The organism is Sporosarcina sp. G11-34 (assembly GCF_026931025.1).
In genome coordinates, this window is the sequence record NZ_JAHNZW010000007.1 from 60,024 (window position 1) to 78,158 (window position 18,135).

At 40.9% G+C, this 18,135-nt stretch carries 17 protein-coding genes; 15 read left to right on the plus strand and 2 right to left on the minus strand.

The features are described 5' to 3' along the window. The first annotated feature begins 20 nt into the window (after positions 1-20). The 11 genes from trpD to opp4C all read left to right on the plus strand — a co-directional run bounded on the left by trpD (position 21) and on the right by opp4C (position 11,935). The gene (gene trpD, locus KSU66_RS11345) at positions 21-1,055 is read left to right on the plus strand and encodes an anthranilate phosphoribosyltransferase (RefSeq protein ID WP_269051812.1); all 1,035 of its coding nucleotides are present in this window, start codon (positions 21-23) and stop codon (positions 1,053-1,055) included. Then, the gene (gene trpC, locus KSU66_RS11350) at positions 1,055-1,843 is read left to right on the plus strand and encodes an indole-3-glycerol phosphate synthase TrpC (protein ID WP_269051575.1); all 789 of its coding nucleotides are present in this window, start codon (positions 1,055-1,057) and stop codon (positions 1,841-1,843) included. The genes trpD and trpC overlap by 1 nt, the downstream gene beginning before the upstream one ends. Beyond that, on the plus strand, positions 1,840-2,454 hold the full coding sequence (locus KSU66_RS11355; RefSeq protein WP_269051576.1) for a phosphoribosylanthranilate isomerase: 615 nt from the start codon (positions 1,840-1,842) through the stop codon (positions 2,452-2,454). Before trpC ends, KSU66_RS11355 begins: the two co-directional genes overlap by 4 nt. A 3-nt stretch (positions 2,455-2,457) precedes the next feature. Further along, positions 2,458-3,675 (plus strand): tryptophan synthase subunit beta, encoded by a 1,218-nt coding sequence (gene trpB, locus KSU66_RS11360; RefSeq protein WP_269051577.1) that lies wholly within the window; start codon positions 2,458-2,460, stop codon positions 3,673-3,675. Further along, a complete protein-coding gene (gene trpA / locus KSU66_RS11365) occupies positions 3,665-4,462 on the plus strand; it encodes a tryptophan synthase subunit alpha (RefSeq protein ID WP_269051578.1) in 798 nt (265 codons plus the stop codon). The genes trpB and trpA overlap by 11 nt, the downstream gene beginning before the upstream one ends. Positions 4,463-4,656: 194 nt before the next feature. Continuing rightward, entirely contained in the window at positions 4,657-5,631 is a 975-nt protein-coding gene (locus KSU66_RS11370) for a DUF4003 family protein (RefSeq protein ID WP_269051579.1), read from the plus strand. Positions 5,632-5,990: 359 nt separating this feature from the next. Continuing rightward, positions 5,991-7,022, plus strand: coding sequence for an ABC transporter ATP-binding protein (locus KSU66_RS11375; RefSeq protein ID WP_269051580.1), 1,032 nt, complete (start codon positions 5,991-5,993; stop codon positions 7,020-7,022). Next, complete coding sequence (locus tag KSU66_RS11380; RefSeq protein WP_269051581.1) at positions 7,019-8,026, plus strand: ABC transporter ATP-binding protein; 1,008 nt, start codon at positions 7,019-7,021, stop codon at positions 8,024-8,026. The genes KSU66_RS11375 and KSU66_RS11380 overlap by 4 nt, the downstream gene beginning before the upstream one ends. A 37-nt stretch (positions 8,027-8,063) precedes the next feature. Beyond that, the gene (gene opp4A / locus KSU66_RS11385; RefSeq protein ID WP_269051582.1) at positions 8,064-9,803 is read left to right on the plus strand and encodes an oligopeptide ABC transporter substrate-binding protein; all 1,740 of its coding nucleotides are present in this window, start codon (positions 8,064-8,066) and stop codon (positions 9,801-9,803) included. Between the two features lie 235 nt (positions 9,804-10,038). Next, a complete protein-coding gene (gene opp4B, locus KSU66_RS11390; protein ID WP_269051583.1) occupies positions 10,039-11,004 on the plus strand; it encodes an oligopeptide ABC transporter permease in 966 nt (321 codons plus the stop codon). Between the two features lie 13 nt (positions 11,005-11,017). Continuing rightward, positions 11,018-11,935, plus strand: a complete 918-nt coding sequence (opp4C, locus tag KSU66_RS11395) for an oligopeptide ABC transporter permease (RefSeq protein ID WP_269051584.1) — start codon at positions 11,018-11,020, stop codon at positions 11,933-11,935. 247 nt (positions 11,936-12,182) lie between these two features. On the opposite strand, the gene KSU66_RS11400 is transcribed toward opp4C, so the two are convergent. Further along, positions 12,183-12,752 (minus strand): hypothetical protein, encoded by a 570-nt coding sequence (locus tag KSU66_RS11400; RefSeq protein WP_269051585.1) that lies wholly within the window; start codon positions 12,750-12,752, stop codon positions 12,183-12,185. A 208-nt stretch (positions 12,753-12,960) separates the two neighbouring features. Between KSU66_RS11400 and KSU66_RS11405 the strand changes: the two genes are divergently transcribed. Then, on the plus strand, positions 12,961-13,884 hold the full coding sequence (locus KSU66_RS11405; protein WP_269051586.1) for a S66 peptidase family protein: 924 nt from the start codon (positions 12,961-12,963) through the stop codon (positions 13,882-13,884). A gap of 6 nt (positions 13,885-13,890) precedes the next feature. Here KSU66_RS11405 and KSU66_RS11410 read toward each other — a convergent pair whose 3' ends face one another. Next, complete coding sequence (locus KSU66_RS11410; protein ID WP_269051587.1) at positions 13,891-14,265, minus strand: DUF3899 domain-containing protein; 375 nt, start codon at positions 14,263-14,265, stop codon at positions 13,891-13,893. Between the two features lie 140 nt (positions 14,266-14,405). Here KSU66_RS11410 and KSU66_RS11415 point away from each other — a divergent pair, with 140 nt between their 5' ends. The 3 genes from KSU66_RS11415 to opp3C all read left to right on the plus strand — a co-directional run bounded on the left by KSU66_RS11415 (position 14,406) and on the right by opp3C (position 18,133). Beyond that, entirely contained in the window at positions 14,406-16,067 is a 1,662-nt protein-coding gene (locus tag KSU66_RS11415) for a peptide ABC transporter substrate-binding protein (protein ID WP_269051588.1), read from the plus strand. Between the two features lie 102 nt (positions 16,068-16,169). Further along, positions 16,170-17,102 carry an ABC transporter permease gene (locus KSU66_RS11420; protein ID WP_269051589.1) on the plus strand — a complete coding sequence of 311 codons (933 nt, stop codon included), beginning with the start codon at positions 16,170-16,172 and terminating at the stop codon, positions 17,100-17,102. Further along, positions 17,099-18,133, plus strand: a complete 1,035-nt coding sequence (opp3C, locus tag KSU66_RS11425; protein WP_269051590.1) for an oligopeptide ABC transporter permease — start codon at positions 17,099-17,101, stop codon at positions 18,131-18,133. The genes KSU66_RS11420 and opp3C overlap by 4 nt, the downstream gene beginning before the upstream one ends. The last annotated feature ends 2 nt before the right edge of the window (positions 18,134-18,135 follow it).

The following is an 18,135-nucleotide window of genomic DNA, read 5'->3' on the forward strand; positions in this document are numbered from 1 at the left end:
ATGAGCAGAGCAGAGGAGAGATTGAGTTGAGAGAATATATTCAAAAAGTAGAGGCTAACATACATTTAACTTATGAGGAAATGAAAGCAGCGGCAGAGTTACTTTTTCACGAAGAAGCGGTTGACTTGGAAATAAAGGAATTCTTAATTGCACTATCTGAAAAAGGGGAAACAGCTTTAGAGATTGCTGCACTTGCATCTGTCATGCGAAGTTTCGCGAGCCGTATAGATGTCCCGGACGGATCGTTCATGGACAATTGTGGTACGGGCGGAGATGGTTCGGACAGCTTCAATATTAGTACGACAACTGCATTTGTTCTTGCGGGTGCTGGTGCACATGTTGCTAAACATGGCAACCGGAAAATATCGAGTGCGGCCGGAAGTTCCGATGTTTTAGAAGCATTAGGTATTCGACTTGATTTTAGTCCGGAAGAAATGACCGAGCTACTAGACCGAGAAGGCATTACTTTTCTATATGCACCGAATGTTCATCCTAAGATGAAGAAAATTGGCGCAGTAAGACAAAAAATAGGGAAACGAACTATTTTTAATCTTGTAGGTCCGCTAACAAACCCAGTTCAGCTTTCGACTCAGTTCGCAGGGATTAGCAAAATCGACTTTACGATGGAATATGCAACCGTTCTTCATATGCTTGGTAGAGAACGTGCAATCGTTGTTTCAGGCGCAGGTGGAATGGATGAAGCGTCTCTTTCCGGACAGAACTCATTTGTACTTCTTGACCGTGGGGATCTTATTCCATTCACATTGACAGCGGAAGATGTTGGATTGACGAGTGCACCACTATCGGCGATACGCGGAGGAGATGCGCAGGAAAATGCGGAAATCTTACGCTCCGTACTTCGCGGAAAACGTGGTCCTCATTTCGATACAGTCGTATTTAATGGAGGGATTGGCCTGTTTGCAAATGGGCAAGCAGAGACAATTGAAGAAGGTGTTCAAACAGCGATCGACAGTATTTTGTCTGGCCGTGCATTACAAAAATTAGAGGCTGTCATTGCATTTAGTGCAAAAGTGGCCCAGAAGGAGATTGTATGATGACGATTTTAGACAAAATCATTCGTGAGAAACGCAGAGAAGTAGAAGTCATGCTAGGTAAAAATAAAGTTGTACAAGTAAGTGGTGCATCTCGCCCTTCACTATTCGAAAAACTGTATAACGCGGAGCATTTGCATGTTATTTCAGAGATGAAAAGAGCCTCTCCGTCAAAAGGGCTGATTGCAGAAGGTGCAGATCCCGTTGCCCAAGCGCTCACTTACTACAATGCAGGGGCGGCGTGTATTTCAGTACTTACGGATGCGAACTTTTTTAAAGGGTCATTTGAAGACTTAGCAGCCGTTGCAAAAGTCGTACCGATTCCGCTTCTTTGTAAAGATTTTATGATTCATCCAATACAAATTGACCGTGCAAAACAGGCGGGCGCTTCAATCATCTTACTTATCGTTGCGGCACTTAACGCGGAAGAACTTGAAAAACTGTATGCATATGCCGTCGAATCTGGCCTTGAAGTGCTTGTGGAAGTGCATGATACAGAAGAATTGAAACATGCACTTGCGCTCGGTGCAAAATTGATTGGTGTGAATAACCGAGACCTTCGTACGTTCGAAGTAGATCTGGCTCGTACAGAAGAAATTGCAGCTGTTTTCCCTTTTCATGAGAAACGTGTGTTGATCAGTGAAAGTGGGATTACGGGACAAGCTGATGCAAGGCGCGTGTCGAATGCCGGTGCAAAAGCAGTTCTCGTTGGTGAATCACTCATGCGTAGTGGGACAGTCGAAGAATCGATTCATGCGATGCAAATTGTTCCGGTTGGGACAGACAAATGACGAAAGTGAAAATCTGTGGGTTGATGGAAAGTGAGCATGTGAGAATTGCTGTGGACGCCGGGGCCGATGCAATCGGATTTGTTTTTGCACCAAGCAGCCGGCGTATAACGATAAATGAAGCAAAAGAACTTGCTAAATATGTTCCCCCCCAAGTGATGAAAATCGGAGTTTTCGTCAATGCATCACGTGAAGAAATTGAGCGAACGTATAAAGAAGTTCCCCTCGATTTTGTTCAGTTTCACGGTGAAGAAAGTGAAGAATTCATCAACTCAATTCAACTTCCTTCCATTAAAGTGTTTTCTGTTCATAGTGAAAAAGATGTACAGGAAGCAACATCGTATACGACGGATTATTATTTATTCGATGCACCTGGAACGGTTTACAAAGGTGGAAGTGGAGTCACATTTGATTGGAAACTGTTGAATGACTCGGGTATTGCTTCCAATAAGATCATCCTTGCAGGTGGATTGAATGCTGAAAATGTAGAAGAAGCAGTTCGGCGTGTTCAACCTTATATGGTAGACGTTTCGAGTGGAGTAGAGCGTAATAAAAGAAAAGATGGGTCATTAATCAAAGCATTTATAAGTGCAGTAAAAGATGGGGAGAGATGAGTTATGGTGAAAAAAGTTAATGCGACAGAACCTGGTAAAGCGGGAAGGTACGGCAAGTTTGGTGGTCAATATGTTCCGGAAACGTTAATGACGGCACTAATTGAATTGGAAAAAGAATACGACGCAGCGATTGCAGATTCAGCTTTTAATGACGAAGTAAGTTATTACATGAAAGATTTTGTCGGGCGCGAAAATCCTCTTTATTTCGCTGAACGTTTAACTAAAAAAGCAGGCGGGGCAAAGATTTACTTAAAGCGGGAAGATTTAAACCATACAGGAGCCCACAAAATAAATAATACAATCGGTCAAGCGTTACTCGCGGTACGAATGGGGAAAAAGAAAATTGTTGCAGAAACTGGGGCAGGACAGCACGGTGTAGCAACGGCAACTGTCTGTGCGTTATTTGATCTTGAGTGTATTATTTTCATGGGTAAAGAAGACGTGAGAAGACAAGAATTGAACGTTTTCCGCATGGAACTTCTTGGTGCGAAAGTTGTTTCTGTCGATAAAGGCGCTGGGACATTGAAAGATGCAGTGAACGAAGCCCTACGCTACTGGGTTTCTCATGTCGAAGATACGCATTATATTTTGGGCTCGGCTCTTGGTCCACATCCGTTCCCTAAAATTGTCCGCGATTTCCAACGAGTGATTGGTGTAGAAACACGAAGGCAAATTGTTGAAAAAGAAGGTCGTTTACCTGACGCAATTGTGGCGTGTATCGGCGGGGGAAGTAATGCAATCGGCATGTTCCATCCGTTTTTGGATGATGAAAAAGTTGCTTTGTACGGTGTCGAAGCAGCGGGAAGCGGTGTCGAAACAGGACTTCACGCAGCGGCAGTCGCAGGCGGTAAGGAAGGAGTCCTCCACGGGGCTTATATGTATATATTACAAGACGATGATGGACTTATTCAAGAAGCGCATTCAATTTCAGCGGGTCTTGATTATCCAGCAGTCGGTCCGGAACATAGTCATTTACATGATATAGGTCGTGTGAAATATACATCCGTAACCGATGCGGGTGCATTGGAAGGATTGCAGCTATTATCGAGAACGGAAGGCATTATTCCAGCTCTTGAAAGTGCCCATGCGGTTCAATTTGCTTATGAGCTCGCTAAAGAAATGGACAAAGAAGAAATTCTTGTAATCTGTTTATCCGGACGCGGCGATAAGGATGTTCAAACCGTACGGGATGCTTTAGGAGGTAATTCAATTGACGAATAAAAACTTAACGAACGCAATCAATGAGTGTTTGGAACGGGGAGAAAAAGCATTTGTTCCCTATATTATGGCAGGCGACGGCGGCATGCAAACGCTTAAAACAAATATTAAGTTTCTTCAAGAAATTGGAGTAACCGCGATTGAACTTGGTATTCCGTTTTCTGATCCAGTTGCAGACGGTCCGGTTATTCAGGAAGCAGGCGAGCGGGCACTTACACATGGGGTGACACTACGCTCAGTTATCAAAGAACTCGAATCGATTCGCGCCGAAATAACTGTGCCAATCGTCATCATGACGTACTTAAACCCAATTCTTAGTTACGGAATCGACGCGTTTATAAAGGATTGTGTTTCAAGTGGCGTTGGCGGATTAATTGTACCTGACTTACCGCTAGAAGAAAGTGAGTTATTGCGCGACGGGTTGGAAGGATCTGGTGTTGCACTTGTTCCACTTGTTTCGTTAACAAGTCCCCCGGAACGAATTCAAAAAATTACCGAAGCAGGCGAAGGATTCATCTATGCAGTTACGGTAAACGGTATTACTGGGGTACGAGACGGTTTTGATGATAATCTTGCGACGCATCTCCAACGCTTAAAAGCAATTAGTCCTGTTCCTGTACTTGCGGGATTTGGAATATCGACACCCCAACAAGTTGAATCGATAGGTGAGCTAGCTGATGGGGTCATCGTTGGGAGTGCGATTGTAAATGCGCTTCATAATAATGAAAAAGAGTTAATAAAGTCGCTCGTCGATGCAACGAAAAATAGTGCCAAGCAATCAACTATATAAAAGTAATTAAGTTTAGGAAAATAACTAATCGGCTATAGTAGAACTTAAGAAGAGAAAAGGCTACCTTGTAAATCAGAATTTCTCTGACGAACAGGATAGCCTTTTCAAATTATGGTACATCCTTGATCTTTCCAAGTCTTTTTGAAACCTTTTCCAAACCGAAGCGTACATATACATTAAGGAGTTGATCGGAATTGGACACCAATGCGATTGTACGTGAAGTCGAAGAAACGTATGAGAAAGTAAAATCGTTGGCGGGATGGACTGTAGACAAAAACGTTGTTTTAACGATTACATCTTATTATGTAACGTCTGAACGCGAATTCGATGCGGAAAACCTAAACCGTGCAATGGATGCGCTAAAGAGTAAATCGGGCTGGCTTTCCCCGTTGCGTGGAAATCTTCTTCCGATGGTGGGTGCTTTTCTTGACAAGCCAAGAGTGAACATAGAAACAGAAACGGATCGTTTATTCGAAAAACAGCGTGTATTGAGGGGCGTTGGTTTTCGCAATACAATTCATTCGTATTTGGCGGCGCTTTTAATGACGGATAATGAAGAATTATATGATCATGAAGCGCAGCGGGCAAAAAAACTATACAATGAAATGAAAAAACAACATTTTTTCTTAACTTCCGATGACGACTATGCATATGCAGTCTTGCTTGGGAAAAGAAATGAGAATCCGGTAGCCCATGCGAAACTCATGCGTACATACTATGATACCTTGCGTGTGGAAGGATTTCGTTCAGGGAACGAACTGCAGTGGATGTCGCAAGTGATGACGTACTTAAATAGCGTGTTCGATTCACAATTAGTTTCGCAGGCTACGGAAGTTTTAGATTATTTTAAGCGTGAAACGAAAGTGCGTCCTGTGCATTACCCAATGATTGGATTTCTCGCCGTATTCGGCGTAGGAGATGACGGGTTAATGAAAATTGTTGAACTCACCCGTGCCTTGGAGGACTCAAAACCTTTTAAATGGAAGAGGGAAATGGCTCTTTCTATTGCGATTGGTTACGTTATGCAAGAACTGACAGACATGATGGAAGAAACAGGTGTAAGCCTCGTCGCATCTGTCGAGATGATTTTGCAAGCCCAGCAAGCAGTAATGGCCGCAACGATAGCCGCAATGGCTGCTTCATCGGCTACAAATTCCTCGAGTGACTAGTTTAAAATCTACGAAATATAAATGCTGAAAAGGAACCTGTGAATAATTGCTTAGGTTCCTTTTTTTGTGCATTTTAAACATTATATTAATATTTCTTTTGAAAGATTAATAAAACTTGTTCGAAAAGTAAACGTTGTCAGACCTCTACTTGTGACCATCTTGTTACAAATTACTAATTTTAGACAAAATGGACTTCCACAAAGTGGTGTTGTTATCTTTATATATTTGTAGTATATTGATTCTTACAAATAGTATTTCAGAAAGTTGTCTTTTATGAGCCAATTGTTTCCGAAACGTTCTTAAAAAGAAGGATCCTTAATTTTAATTAACTGAAAAAAATGATATTTCGAGGTGTTCGAATGACAGTAGAATCAAATTTAAAGAAAAGTACTCCATTACTTGAAGTAAATAACCTTCAAACGGGATTCAAGATTGATGGAAATTACTATAATGCAGTAGAGAATGTGTCTTTTAAAGTAGAGCGTAACCAAATTGTTGGCGTTGTTGGTGAGTCAGGTTGCGGGAAAAGTGTAATGTCATTGTCAATTATGCAACTACTGCCACTTGGAATTGGTAAAATTCGGGGCGGCGAAGTGAAGTTTGAAGGCAAGGATATATCGAACTTAAAGGAAAAAGAAATGAATAACTTACGCGGAAAAGACATTTCAATGATTTTTCAAGAACCGATGACGTCTTTAAATCCCGTCTTCACAATTGGTTTCCAAATTGCAGAAGTGCTACTCAATCATCAAAAAATCACTAAAAAAGAAGCCCGAGTCAAGTCGATTGAGTTGCTTAATAGCGTAGGGATATCGCGTCCTGACAAAGTTGTAATGGAGTATCCACACCAATTATCGGGTGGAATGAGGCAGCGTGTAATGATTGCAATCGCAATCGCATGCCAGCCGAAGCTTCTTATTGCTGATGAACCGACTACGGCACTAGACGTAACCGTGCAGGCACAAATTATAGATTTGCTAAAAAGCATTCAAAAAGTGAATGACATGTCAATCATTTTAATTACCCATGATTTGGGCGTCGTTGCGGAAATTTGTGATGAAGTAATTGTTATGTATGCAGGAAAAGTTGCAGAACGTGCACATGTAAAAGAGTTATTCGAATCGCCAAAGCATCCGTACACTCAACTGCTTATGAATGCGATTCCAAAAATGGATGAAGAGGTAGAAGAACTTGCCACAATTGAGGGGCTTGTACCGTCTGTTATAGATATGCCGCAAGTAGGATGTAGGTTTGCGAACCGGTGTCCTAAAGCGATGCCAGAATGTTTGACAGTAACACCTCTTCTTAGGGAAGTTGTTGAAGGACATGAAGCAGCTTGCTTATTATACGAAGAAAGCTGGCCACAAGAAGAAAGAGTGGGTGCAAAATGACATCGAAAGAATTGACGGAAGATACGGTAAAATACAAAGAGAATAACTACTTATTGGAAGTACAAAACTTGAAAACATATTATCCGATCCATGGGGGATTTTTTCGCCGCGTCGTTGGAAATGTAAAGGCTGTCGATGATATTTCTTTTGCTATTAAAAAAGGAGAAACGATGGGACTTGTTGGTGAGTCGGGTTGTGGTAAATCGACCACGGGTAGGACAATCTTACGCCTTATGAAGCCGACAGGAGGAAAAATCATTTTTGACGGCGAAGATATTACCAACTTAAGTGGATTGAAACTTCAAGAAGCGCGTCGTGATTTTCAAATGATTTTCCAAGATCCATACGCGTCACTCAATCCGATGCAAATGGTTGGAAATATCGTTGCGGAACCGATATTAAATTATGAAAAACGCGATAAAAAGGAATTAAAAGCATACGTTAAATCTTTACTTTTAAAAGTAGGTCTTCCCGAGGAAGCTTATTATAAATATGCACACGAGTTTTCCGGCGGACAGCGTCAACGTATAGGGATTGCCCGTACGCTCGCTTTAAACCCTAAATTGATCGTGGCTGACGAACCGGTATCTGCACTAGATGTCTCGGTTCAATCCCAAGTGTTAAATCTTCTGAAAAGCCTTCAGAAGGAATTCGAACTTACTTATTTGTTCATTGCGCATGATCTTAGCGTCGTGAAGCATATGAGTGATCGAATTGGTGTAATGTATTTAGGCAATCTTGTTGAGGTTGCTTCAAATAAAGATCTATACAAGGAGCCGCTACACCCTTACACACAAGCACTCATTTCAGCGATTCCGGAGCCAAATCCATCGTTAAGAAAAGAGCGAATTGTGTTGAAAGGGGATGTTCCAAGTCCTGCGAATCCACCAACTGGCTGTCCGTTTCATACGCGCTGTCCAGTTGCACAAGAAATTTGTTCTCAGGAGAAGCCACCTTTAAGGGAGGTGAAACCGGGGCATTACGTAGCATGTGTGTTGTATTGATCGCTCATTTCTAAAATTATATTGGGGGGGTAAAAAGATGAAGAAAAAATCCTTATTTTTGCTGTTCGCAATGATGCTTGTTCTTTCGGCTTTCCTTGCAGCTTGTAACAGCGATGACGGTGATACTAAGCCGAAAAGCGATGACAAAGATACCGGCAAAAAAGAAGATGTAGTAAAGGATGAAGGTCCGCAAAAAGGCGGTACGCTCGTTTACGGTATCGATGCTGAACCAGAAGGTAAATACAGCTCTGCGTTTTACCAAATTTCAACGGATAAAGAGGTTATTGACTTTTTTGATGAAGCCCTTATCAATTTTGATGAAAATCTTCAACCAGAGCCAAACTTAGCCGACTGGGAAACAGAAGATTACCAGCACTATACATTCAAATTTAAAGAAGGCGTGAAATGGCATAACGGTGAAGAACTTACAGTTCATGACTGGGTGTTCGCACTAGAAACACTTGCAGATAAAGACTACGAAGGTTCACGTTATACGAACGTATCTAACATTGAAGGTGCCGAAGCTTACCGTGCTGGAACTGCGGATAGCATTTCAGGTCTTGAAGTTGTAAGTGATTATGAAATTAAAGTAACGTTTGCAGAGCCACGCTTGAATAACCTAGTTGACGTATGGTCATACCCACTTCCGAAAAAAGCGTATGAAGGTATTGCAGTTGCAGACATGGCGGCATCTGACGTTGTACGTAAAAACCCAATTGGTGTAGGACCATTCAAAATTGAGAAAATCGTACCGGGTGAGTCTGTCGAATTCGTTCGCCACGATGACTACTGGAATGGCGATGTACTATTAGACAAAATTATTTTACGCGTAATTGATAACACATCTACTGTTGGTGCACTTGGAAAAGGCGATATTCACTTGATGACGCTGCAACCAGTTTCCGCTCCTGATGTTGAAAAACTTGAGAACGTTGAAGTTGTAACAGCACCGGGTCTTTCATATTACTATGTAGGATTTAAACTAGGTGTATTTGATAATGACAAACTTGAAATTGTAGAAGAAAAAACGAAATATGCAGATAAAAATCTCCGTCATGCGATGATGTATGCACTGAACCGCCAAGAGTGGGTTGACGCATTCTTCTTCGGATATGGTAAACCAGTAAACAAACCAGTTCCATCATCACACTGGATTTCAGCAGATGATAGTGAGTTAAACACATATGATTACGATCCAGAAAAAGCGATGCAAATTTTAGACGAAGCAGGCTATAAAGATATCGACGGAGACGGTTTCCGTGAAGATCCAAATGGTGAAAAGTTCGTTATTAAATTTGCACACTATGCTACAGGAAACCCAACATTTGAAGCTCGTTCAACAGCGCTTGCACAATATTGGGAAGAAGTAGGTCTTCAAGCAGAAGTTGATATGACAGAAGTGAACTTGTACTATGAAATGATTGAAAAAGATGACCCAGGAATGGAAACATTCTACGGCGGTTGGGGTACTGGAACAGATCCGGATCCATCAGGTCTTTGGAAATCAGATGTTCTTTGGAACTACCCACGTTATAACAACCCTGAATCAGATAAGTTACTTGAAGATGCGTTGAATGTTGACTTAGGTGACGATACTGAAAAACGTAAAGATATCTATGTTGAATGGCAAAAACTGATCAACGAAGAACTTCCAATGCTTTTCATTACAGAGCTTGAAGAAATCGTTGGCGTAAACGAAAATGTTGGCGGATTCGAAATTGATGTATCCGGCTTCAATAACTCTGCGAATTGGTACTTGAAAGCAGGTACAAAATAAGAATAAGTAAGTAGGATATCAGTGATGGACAGAATGTCTGTCCATCACTGTTTCTTTATAAAAGTCTATTGTATATGGGGTAAGGAGTATTTCATTTAACTTAATTCAACAGGGGTTTAGGACCCCTGCTGAATTAAGTTAAAGCCAATGGCGAATGCCTTAACCTGATTGACATGCACCTTACCATTGTTTAAGAACATCAACGAAGAGTGTGCTAGATAAGGAGAGTATTGCTATGATAAAACTTATAGTTCGCCGCATTCTTGGAATGATACCGATGCTATTTTTAGTTTCAGTCGTTGTGTTTTCGTTAGGAAAAGCGATGCCAGGGGATGCCTTTAGTGGTGAAATTGATCCGCTGAACACAAGTCCAGAATACATCGAAGAAATGCGCCAAAAAACGGGTTATTATGATCCGGTATATGTTCAGTATTATGATTGGGTTTCGAAATTTGCCAAAGGTGATTTTGGGAAATCCACTCGCTACAAAATACCTGTATCTGAATTGATAATGGAGAAAATCCCTAACACGGTTCTTCTTGCCTTTGTCTCGCTTATTATCACTTATGTTCTTGCGTTTCTCATGGGAATGTACGCCGGAAGGAAACCTTATACGCTTGGCGACAACTTGATAGCGGGTTTCAACTATACAGGTTTAGCAATACCTTCATTCGTCGCCGGTGTATTTGCTATTTACTTCTTTTCATTTAAATGGGGAGTCATTCCGTTTGCAGGTTCCGTCGATATTGAAGTAACGAAAGGGACAATGGAGTATTGGTTAAGTCGTTTACATCACGTCATTGCGCCGGCAGCTATTCTTGGGATTTTCAGTACAGCATCTTATACGCAGTTTTTGCGTAATGACCTTATTGAGAACTCACGGAAAGACTTTGTGAGAACGGCACGTGCAAAGGGAACGCCGATGTCAAGAATATATAATGTACATATTTTACGTAACTCGATTATTCCACTTGTCACATTTTTAGGATTTGATATCGCTGCTTTGTTAGGTGGGGCGATTATTACGGAGAAAATTTTCACGTATCCGGGAATTGGTCTATTGTTCCTTGATTCGGTAGGCAATCATGATTATCCAACAATGATGGCAATTACGATGATGCTTTCATTTTTAATTCTTGTAGGAAATTTATTGGCAGATATATTATACGGTGTGGTCGATCCACGGATCCGTTTAAGTTAAGGGGGGAACGGAAATGACAACAAATACAACTACGATAGAACCGAAATCACCAGTAAAAAGTTTGTCGCCTTTGGGTATAGCGAGAAAAAAGTTTCTAAAAAATAAATTGGCAATGATTAGTCTTGTTTTTTTAATAATAGTCATTATCTTGACTCTTCTAGCCCCGTTTTTGGCGCCTCACTTATCGCCTATACCTGACATAAAAAAGGTGAACATTAGTAAGATGAGCATTCCGCCGAACGGCGAACATATTCTTGGTACCGACAAAAGCGGAAGAGATGTAATGACGAGACTTTTGTATGGAGGACAAATTTCCCTTTTAATAGGAATTAGTTCAACTGCAATTGTTATCTTTTTAGGAACCCTTGTAGGCTCAATTGCGGGCTTCTTTGGGGGATTTGTTGATGGCCTTCTAATGAGGTTCACAGACTTCGTATTAACGTTCCCATTTCTTATTTTTGTTATCGTTTTGAACACAATTCTACATGGAAGAGTGAATGGATTGTGGGTACTGATTGGAGTTATTGGGTTGCTTACTTGGGGTGGAGTTGCGCGGATTGTACGTAGTAAAATTCTCGCTGAAAAAGAGAATGATTACGTGCTCGCTGCGATTTCGATTGGTTGTTCGCCTATAAAAGTAATTACGAAACATTTATTGCCGAATGTTATGTCGACAATTATTGTTCAATCTACACTTCTTTTTGCATCATTAATCATTGCGGAAACGGGTCTAAGTTTCTTGGGCTTTGGAGTTCCACAGCAGACACCGAGCTGGGGAAATATGCTTGCATTTGCGAACGAACCAGACGTCTTACAAGGGAAACCTTGGATTTGGATGCCACCAGCACTTGCAATCACATTTGTCATCTTGTCGATTAACTTCGTAGGTGAAGGATTAAAAGATGCATTTAACCCGAAATCTTTGAGATGATTAAGCGCGTTTACAAAGAAAACAGGACACTCCGAGTGGGGTACCCTGTTTTCTTTGTATCTATATAAACTGAACTAAAGAATCTTCCTCACAGCGCTCGGCGCGTGCTGAAAGCCCCGCAGGAACGCAGTGACGAGGAGATTGAAGCCGTGCCCACGGAAAGCGTCCGCCCGAAGCGGAAACCAACTTTGTTCGTATTTCAACACTAAATTTTCTATTATGAAATTGACTCATATAGCACCTTTTTTCATTCTCCAGATGGCGCTTCAATGCGGATAAGTTCGCCACCCGCATCTACTACTTTGTCGGAAATTGTTCTGTGCATACGACTCATTTGTCCACCTTTGTATTCCAGCCGGTCTCCGTTTTTCATACGAAGTATGACAGTTTCAACAAAGGTTATTCCGTTTTCTTTGCCGAGGCGTTCTTCAACGCTTTCGAAGTCATCCCATTCATACACTTTTTCTTCGAATGAAAACGGTCCATTGGATACGAAATGATTGTTAGTTACGTAGTAATAATCTTTTATAGATAACATGATTCCGACAGCTGCTACCGTACTAAGTAAGATTGCAACACCGCCCGTCACTTTCGTATTTTTAGAAATGGCGATAGCTAAGAAGATTGTGGCAAGGGCCATGATTCCAACGCCACCTGTAAGAAGTGCCCATTGTGTCGTTCCAATGAATAACGCCTCTGTTATGAAACCGATTTTTATAGGGTAAATAATAGCGGCGGGTGCAAGGAAAGCTAAAATAAATAAAATAATAGCAATAGAAACGCAAACAATTTTTCGTTGATCTACAAAATCGACCAAAGAATAACCCCCTAATCTATCAGTATGTACATATACGTTTGCAGGTCTTGAAAGGTTTCGGATTTATTGCAATTAATTGTAAGTAAGAGGATGCGGATTCAATGCTTATGTTGCGAGGTATTTTTGTATATCTGTTATTATGATTGCGTTCGATGCGAATAAATTTTTATCCGAAAAAGTGTCACACATAATAGAAAGAGGGATATCGATGCGAATTAGACCGAAACGATTAGAAGTGGGGGACACGGTAGGGATTATTGCCCCGGCTGGTCCTCCCGAAGCAGAAAGTTTGGAAAAAGCGTTACATTTTTTAGAAGAGCTTGGCCTTAATTATAAAATGGGTAAACATGTTCACAATGTGAACGGTTATCTTGCGGGAACGGATCAAGAAAGGGTAAAAGACTTTCATGATATGTTTGAAGACAAAGAAGTAGATGCCATTATTTGTGCACGCGGGGGATATGGGTCTGCAAGATTTGCTCAGCAAATTGATTATCAATTGATTGCCGAAAACCCGAAAATATTTTGGGGATACAGTGACATCACTTACTTGCACACAGCGTTAGGAAACTTTTCAAACATAGCGACATTTCATGGCCCGATGTTATCGTCAGATATAGGGCATGATTCGTTCCATGAATTATCAAAGAAAATGTTCCAACAGTTGTTTACTCCAATGGAATTGCATTATACAGAAGACATATCTCCATTGAAAATAGTAGCGGGCGGTAGTGCAACAGGAGAGCTAGTGGGCGGTAATCTATCGCTTCTTGCCAGCGGTATCGGAACGAAATACGAAATAGATACAAAAGGGAAATTGCTGCTACTAGAAGATGTCGGTGAAGAACCTTATCAAATCGACGGTATGTTAAATCAACTTAAGTTATCTGGAAAGCTTGATGATGCAATTGGTTTCGTTATTGGAGATTTTGCGAAATCAGAACCGAAGAAAAAAGATCGGTCACTGACGGTAGATGAAGTACTAGATCATTACTTTGGAAATTTAAATAAGCCTGCTTTAAAAGGGTTTAAGATTGGCCATTGTGAGCCACATTTTGCTGTTCCACTTGGGGTAGAAGCAAAATTAGATGCGACGGAAAAGACGTTGACGATACTTCCAGGAGTAGAGTGAAAGAACTCAAAAGTTCAAATAGACAACGGCGATTGAACCGATAATGCTGAACAAACAATACACACCGCCGACAACTAAAAACGTATTTAAAATAGGGTATTCTTTTTTGTAAACTGCGGCTTCTCCTTTTTTACCTTCGAAGTTTTGTATCGCTTGCTCTTTTCTGCTAATAGTAGAAAAAAAGTGTTTGGACGTTGATATGAACGCATTAAAAAATCCAGCTTGAAGGACAAGCATTACACTGCCGACAAGTAATAGGAGAAGTCCTACATAAAAAACGAAATCCAGTGAAGTAACTATACGAGTAGAAAAGAAAACAGCTGTAAATATAAATAGTACTAATGGGGCTACTAGTAGGTTAATGAGTAAATACCTATGCATATTAATAGTCGACTCCTTTAAAATCCATTTATTTACTTACTTTAGTAGATTTAGACAATTAAAAATTCTATTGCTATTATGAATGTAAGCATTTACAATTATATGAATATAGAACAAACTTTTCAAGGGGGTAACAAAAGATGAAGAACAAAAAATGGTTTGCCTTTATATTCTTGACGATTTTTACACTAGTCCTCTCAGGATGTAATTTTAACTCATCAGACAAAAAAGAAGACGATGGGAAAAAAGAGGATAAGGGTAAAGACGGGAAAACTGAAGAGGTAGCACAAGTTCTCAAATTAAGCGCCTCAGCAGAAATTCCAACTTTAGACTCGACGAAAGCACATGACGGAGTCGCATTTAACGTGTTGAATAACACAAATGAAGGACTTTATCGTCAAGATGAAAATAACGCACCTATTCTTGCGCTTGCTGAAAAGCATGAGCAAAGTGATGACAAAATAACACATACGTTTACGTTAAAAGAAACGACATGGAGTAATGGCGACCCCGTAACGGCTGCCGACTTCGAATATGCATGGAAACGCGTCATGAAAGAAGCAGGGGCATATAACTACATGCTCGTCACTGCAGGCATTAAAAATGCTGAAGCAATTATGGACGAGACAATGGATGCCGAAGAACTTGGAATTAAAGCAACAGGTGACTACACACTTGAAGTTACACTAGAAAGCCCGAATCCGCTATTCGAAACGTTACTTGCGTTCCCGACATTCCTTCCACAAAACCAAAAGTTTGTTGAAGAACTCGGTGACCAGTATTCACTAGAAGCAGATAAAGTATTATCAAACGGTCCATTTAAAATCGTTAGCTGGACGCATGAACAAGGTTGGAAATTAGAGAAAAACGAAGATTATTGGGATGCCGACAATGTTAAATTGGATGCAGTTGAAGTAGTTGTTGTAAAAGAGCCTTCAGCTGGCGCAAACCTTTATGAAACTGGGAAGATTGATCGAACAGTCCTTACATCTGCACTTGTCGATCAATTTTCATCTGATGACGACTTCAAAATTGTTAAAGAATCAGATATCATCTTTTTACGTTTCAACCATAACCACCCTGTTTTAGGAAACATGGAAATCCGCAGAGCTATCAATATGGCAATTGACCGTGAAGGACTAACAGACGTTATTTTGAAAGACGGTTCAACACCGTTATACGGAGTTGTTGCAGAAGGATACTACTTATCTCCTGAGCAAAAAGATTACCGTGAGTTGAATGGCGATATTAATAAAGGAACGCCAGAAGAAGCAAAAGCATTATGGGAAAAAACATTAAAAGAACTTGGTGAAGATGAAGTAACTGTTTCTATTAACATCGCAGATTCTGAGTCGATGAAAAAAGTTGCAGAATATTTACAAGCACAGCTTGAAGATAATCTACCAGGATTCAAACTTGATATTAAAGCAGTACCATTTGCACAACGTCTTGAAATTGAAAAAGCTGTCACATATGATATTTCATTATCTTCATGGGGGCCTGACTACAGTGACCCGATGACATACTTGGATATGTGGTTGACAGGCGGATCAGCAAACCGTATGGATTACGATAATCCTAAACTAAATGCATTAGTTGCTGAAGCTCGTGGAGAAACAGACTTAAGCAAACGTTTTGAAATGCTACTAGGCATTGAGAAAATCTTGTTAGAAGAAGATGCTGCAATCGCACCACTTTACCAAACAGGAACGGCAATCCTTATGCAAGACAAAATTAAAGGATTAGTTAAACATCCATCAGGTGCTGAATTCTCGTACCAATGGGCTTATATTGAAGAGTAAGAGTTTATACTAAAGGCAACAAGAAAAACGGGGGGCCGCCGCTGGTGCCCCTCGTTTTTTTCCATCTAAGAAGCTAGAGCTTAAAAGAATTGGGGTGTTTGTATGAAACGTTACATATTAAAAAGACTTGGATTTATGATTGTTACACTGTTTGTTATTATTACGGCTACTTTTTTCCTAATGGAATTAATACCGGGAACACCATTCTCGAATCCTGAGAAGTTATCGGAAAGTCAGCTGGCAATCCTTAACGCAAAATACGGGTTTGATCAGCCAGTGGCAATTCAATATCTTAAGTATGTAGGAAGTTTGCTCCAAGGAGACCTTGGCTATTCGTTCCAATATGAAGGCCGAACAGTTATGAGCATGATTGGTGGCCGCATTGGTCCTTCTGCGTTCATCGGTTTGCAAGCACTTATTTTCGGGACGATTATTGGGCTTGGGCTCGGTATTATCTCTGCATTACGTCACAACTCAGCACTCGATTACATATCTGTAACAATTGCTGTTCTTGGTATGTCCATTCCGTCATTCGTTTTTGCAGCACTTTTGCAATATTACGTTGGTGTCAAATTAGGATGGCTACCGGTCGCACTATGGGAAAACTATTCAAGTACAATTCTACCTTCCTTCGCCTTGTCGGTAACAGTAATTGCCACGGTGGCAAGGTTCATACGTAGTGAAATGCTTGAAGTGTTGGGACAAGACTATGTTACGACAGCACGTGCAAAAGGGTTAAGTGAGACGACAGTCATTGTAAAACACGTAACTCGGAATGCGCTTATTCCGGTTGTAACGATGCTCGGTCCATTGGCTGTATCGATTATGACAGGAACGCTTGTCATCGAAAAAATATTTTCGGTTCCGGGACTTGGCGAACAATTTACGTTATCGATTCTTGTCCTTGATTACAGTGTCATAATGGGAATTACACTTTTTTATAGTGCATTGTTTATATTTATCGTTTTCGTTGTCGACATTCTTTATGGGTTCCTCGATCCTCGAATTGAATACAAGGGGGCGGAACAGTCATGAAGCCGTTAAACGAAAAAACTAGCATTAAACGAACTACTGCAGAACCTACAGCAGACTTATTTGTGCCTGCACCGTTAGACAAAGATGTATCCGAAGAAATAATGACTCCATCCGTTTCGTTTTGGAAAGAAGCTAGGGAGCGTCTATTCAAAAACAAAGGCGCGGTCGTTTCTTTGATTGTTCTTGTTATATTGATTGGATTTGCTTTAATAGGACCCATGTTGAATGATCACACGTATAAGAGTCAAAACTTAGTCCATTCCAATTTACCGGCAAAAATAGACGGGCTCGGTTGGCTCGGTTTTGATGGAAAAGATGTCAAAGGTAATGATGTGTATGAAACAAGGAATATAGAAGAGAATTACTGGTTTGGTACAGATGAATTTGGAAGAGATTTATGGACGAGGGTTTGGAAAGGGACACAAATATCTCTTTTTATCGCTTTAGTCGCTGCCGGGCTTGACCTGGCGATTGGTGTTCTTTACGGAGGGATTTCCGCATTTTACGGCGGTCGACTCGATAACGTCATGCAGCGGATTATTGAGGTGTTAGTCGGTATTCCGAACCTAATTATAATTATCTTGTTCATCCTTATTCTTGAACCTGGGATTACGTCGATCATTCTTGCGCTCGTCGTTACCGGATGGGTTGGAATGGCGCGTGTCGTACGGGGACAAATCCTGCAACTAAAAGGTCAAGAGTTCGTTCTTGCATCTAGAACGCTTGGTGCATCGAATGCCCGGCTAATTGGTAAGCATTTACTGCCAAACGTCATGGGACCGATTATCGTTACGGTTATGTTCACCATTCCGACAGCCATCTTTTTTGAAGCGTTTCTTAGCTTCATCGGACTCGGTTTGCAGGCGCCGCTTGCGTCGCTTGGGGTATTGATTGAAGATGGCTACAAGTCTATGCGTTATTTTCCGTACAAACTTATTTATCCAGCAGCTGTTATTAGTTTAATAATGATTTCATTTAACTTGCTGGCAGATGGTCTCCGCGATGCCCTGGATCCAAAAATGAGAAGATAGGG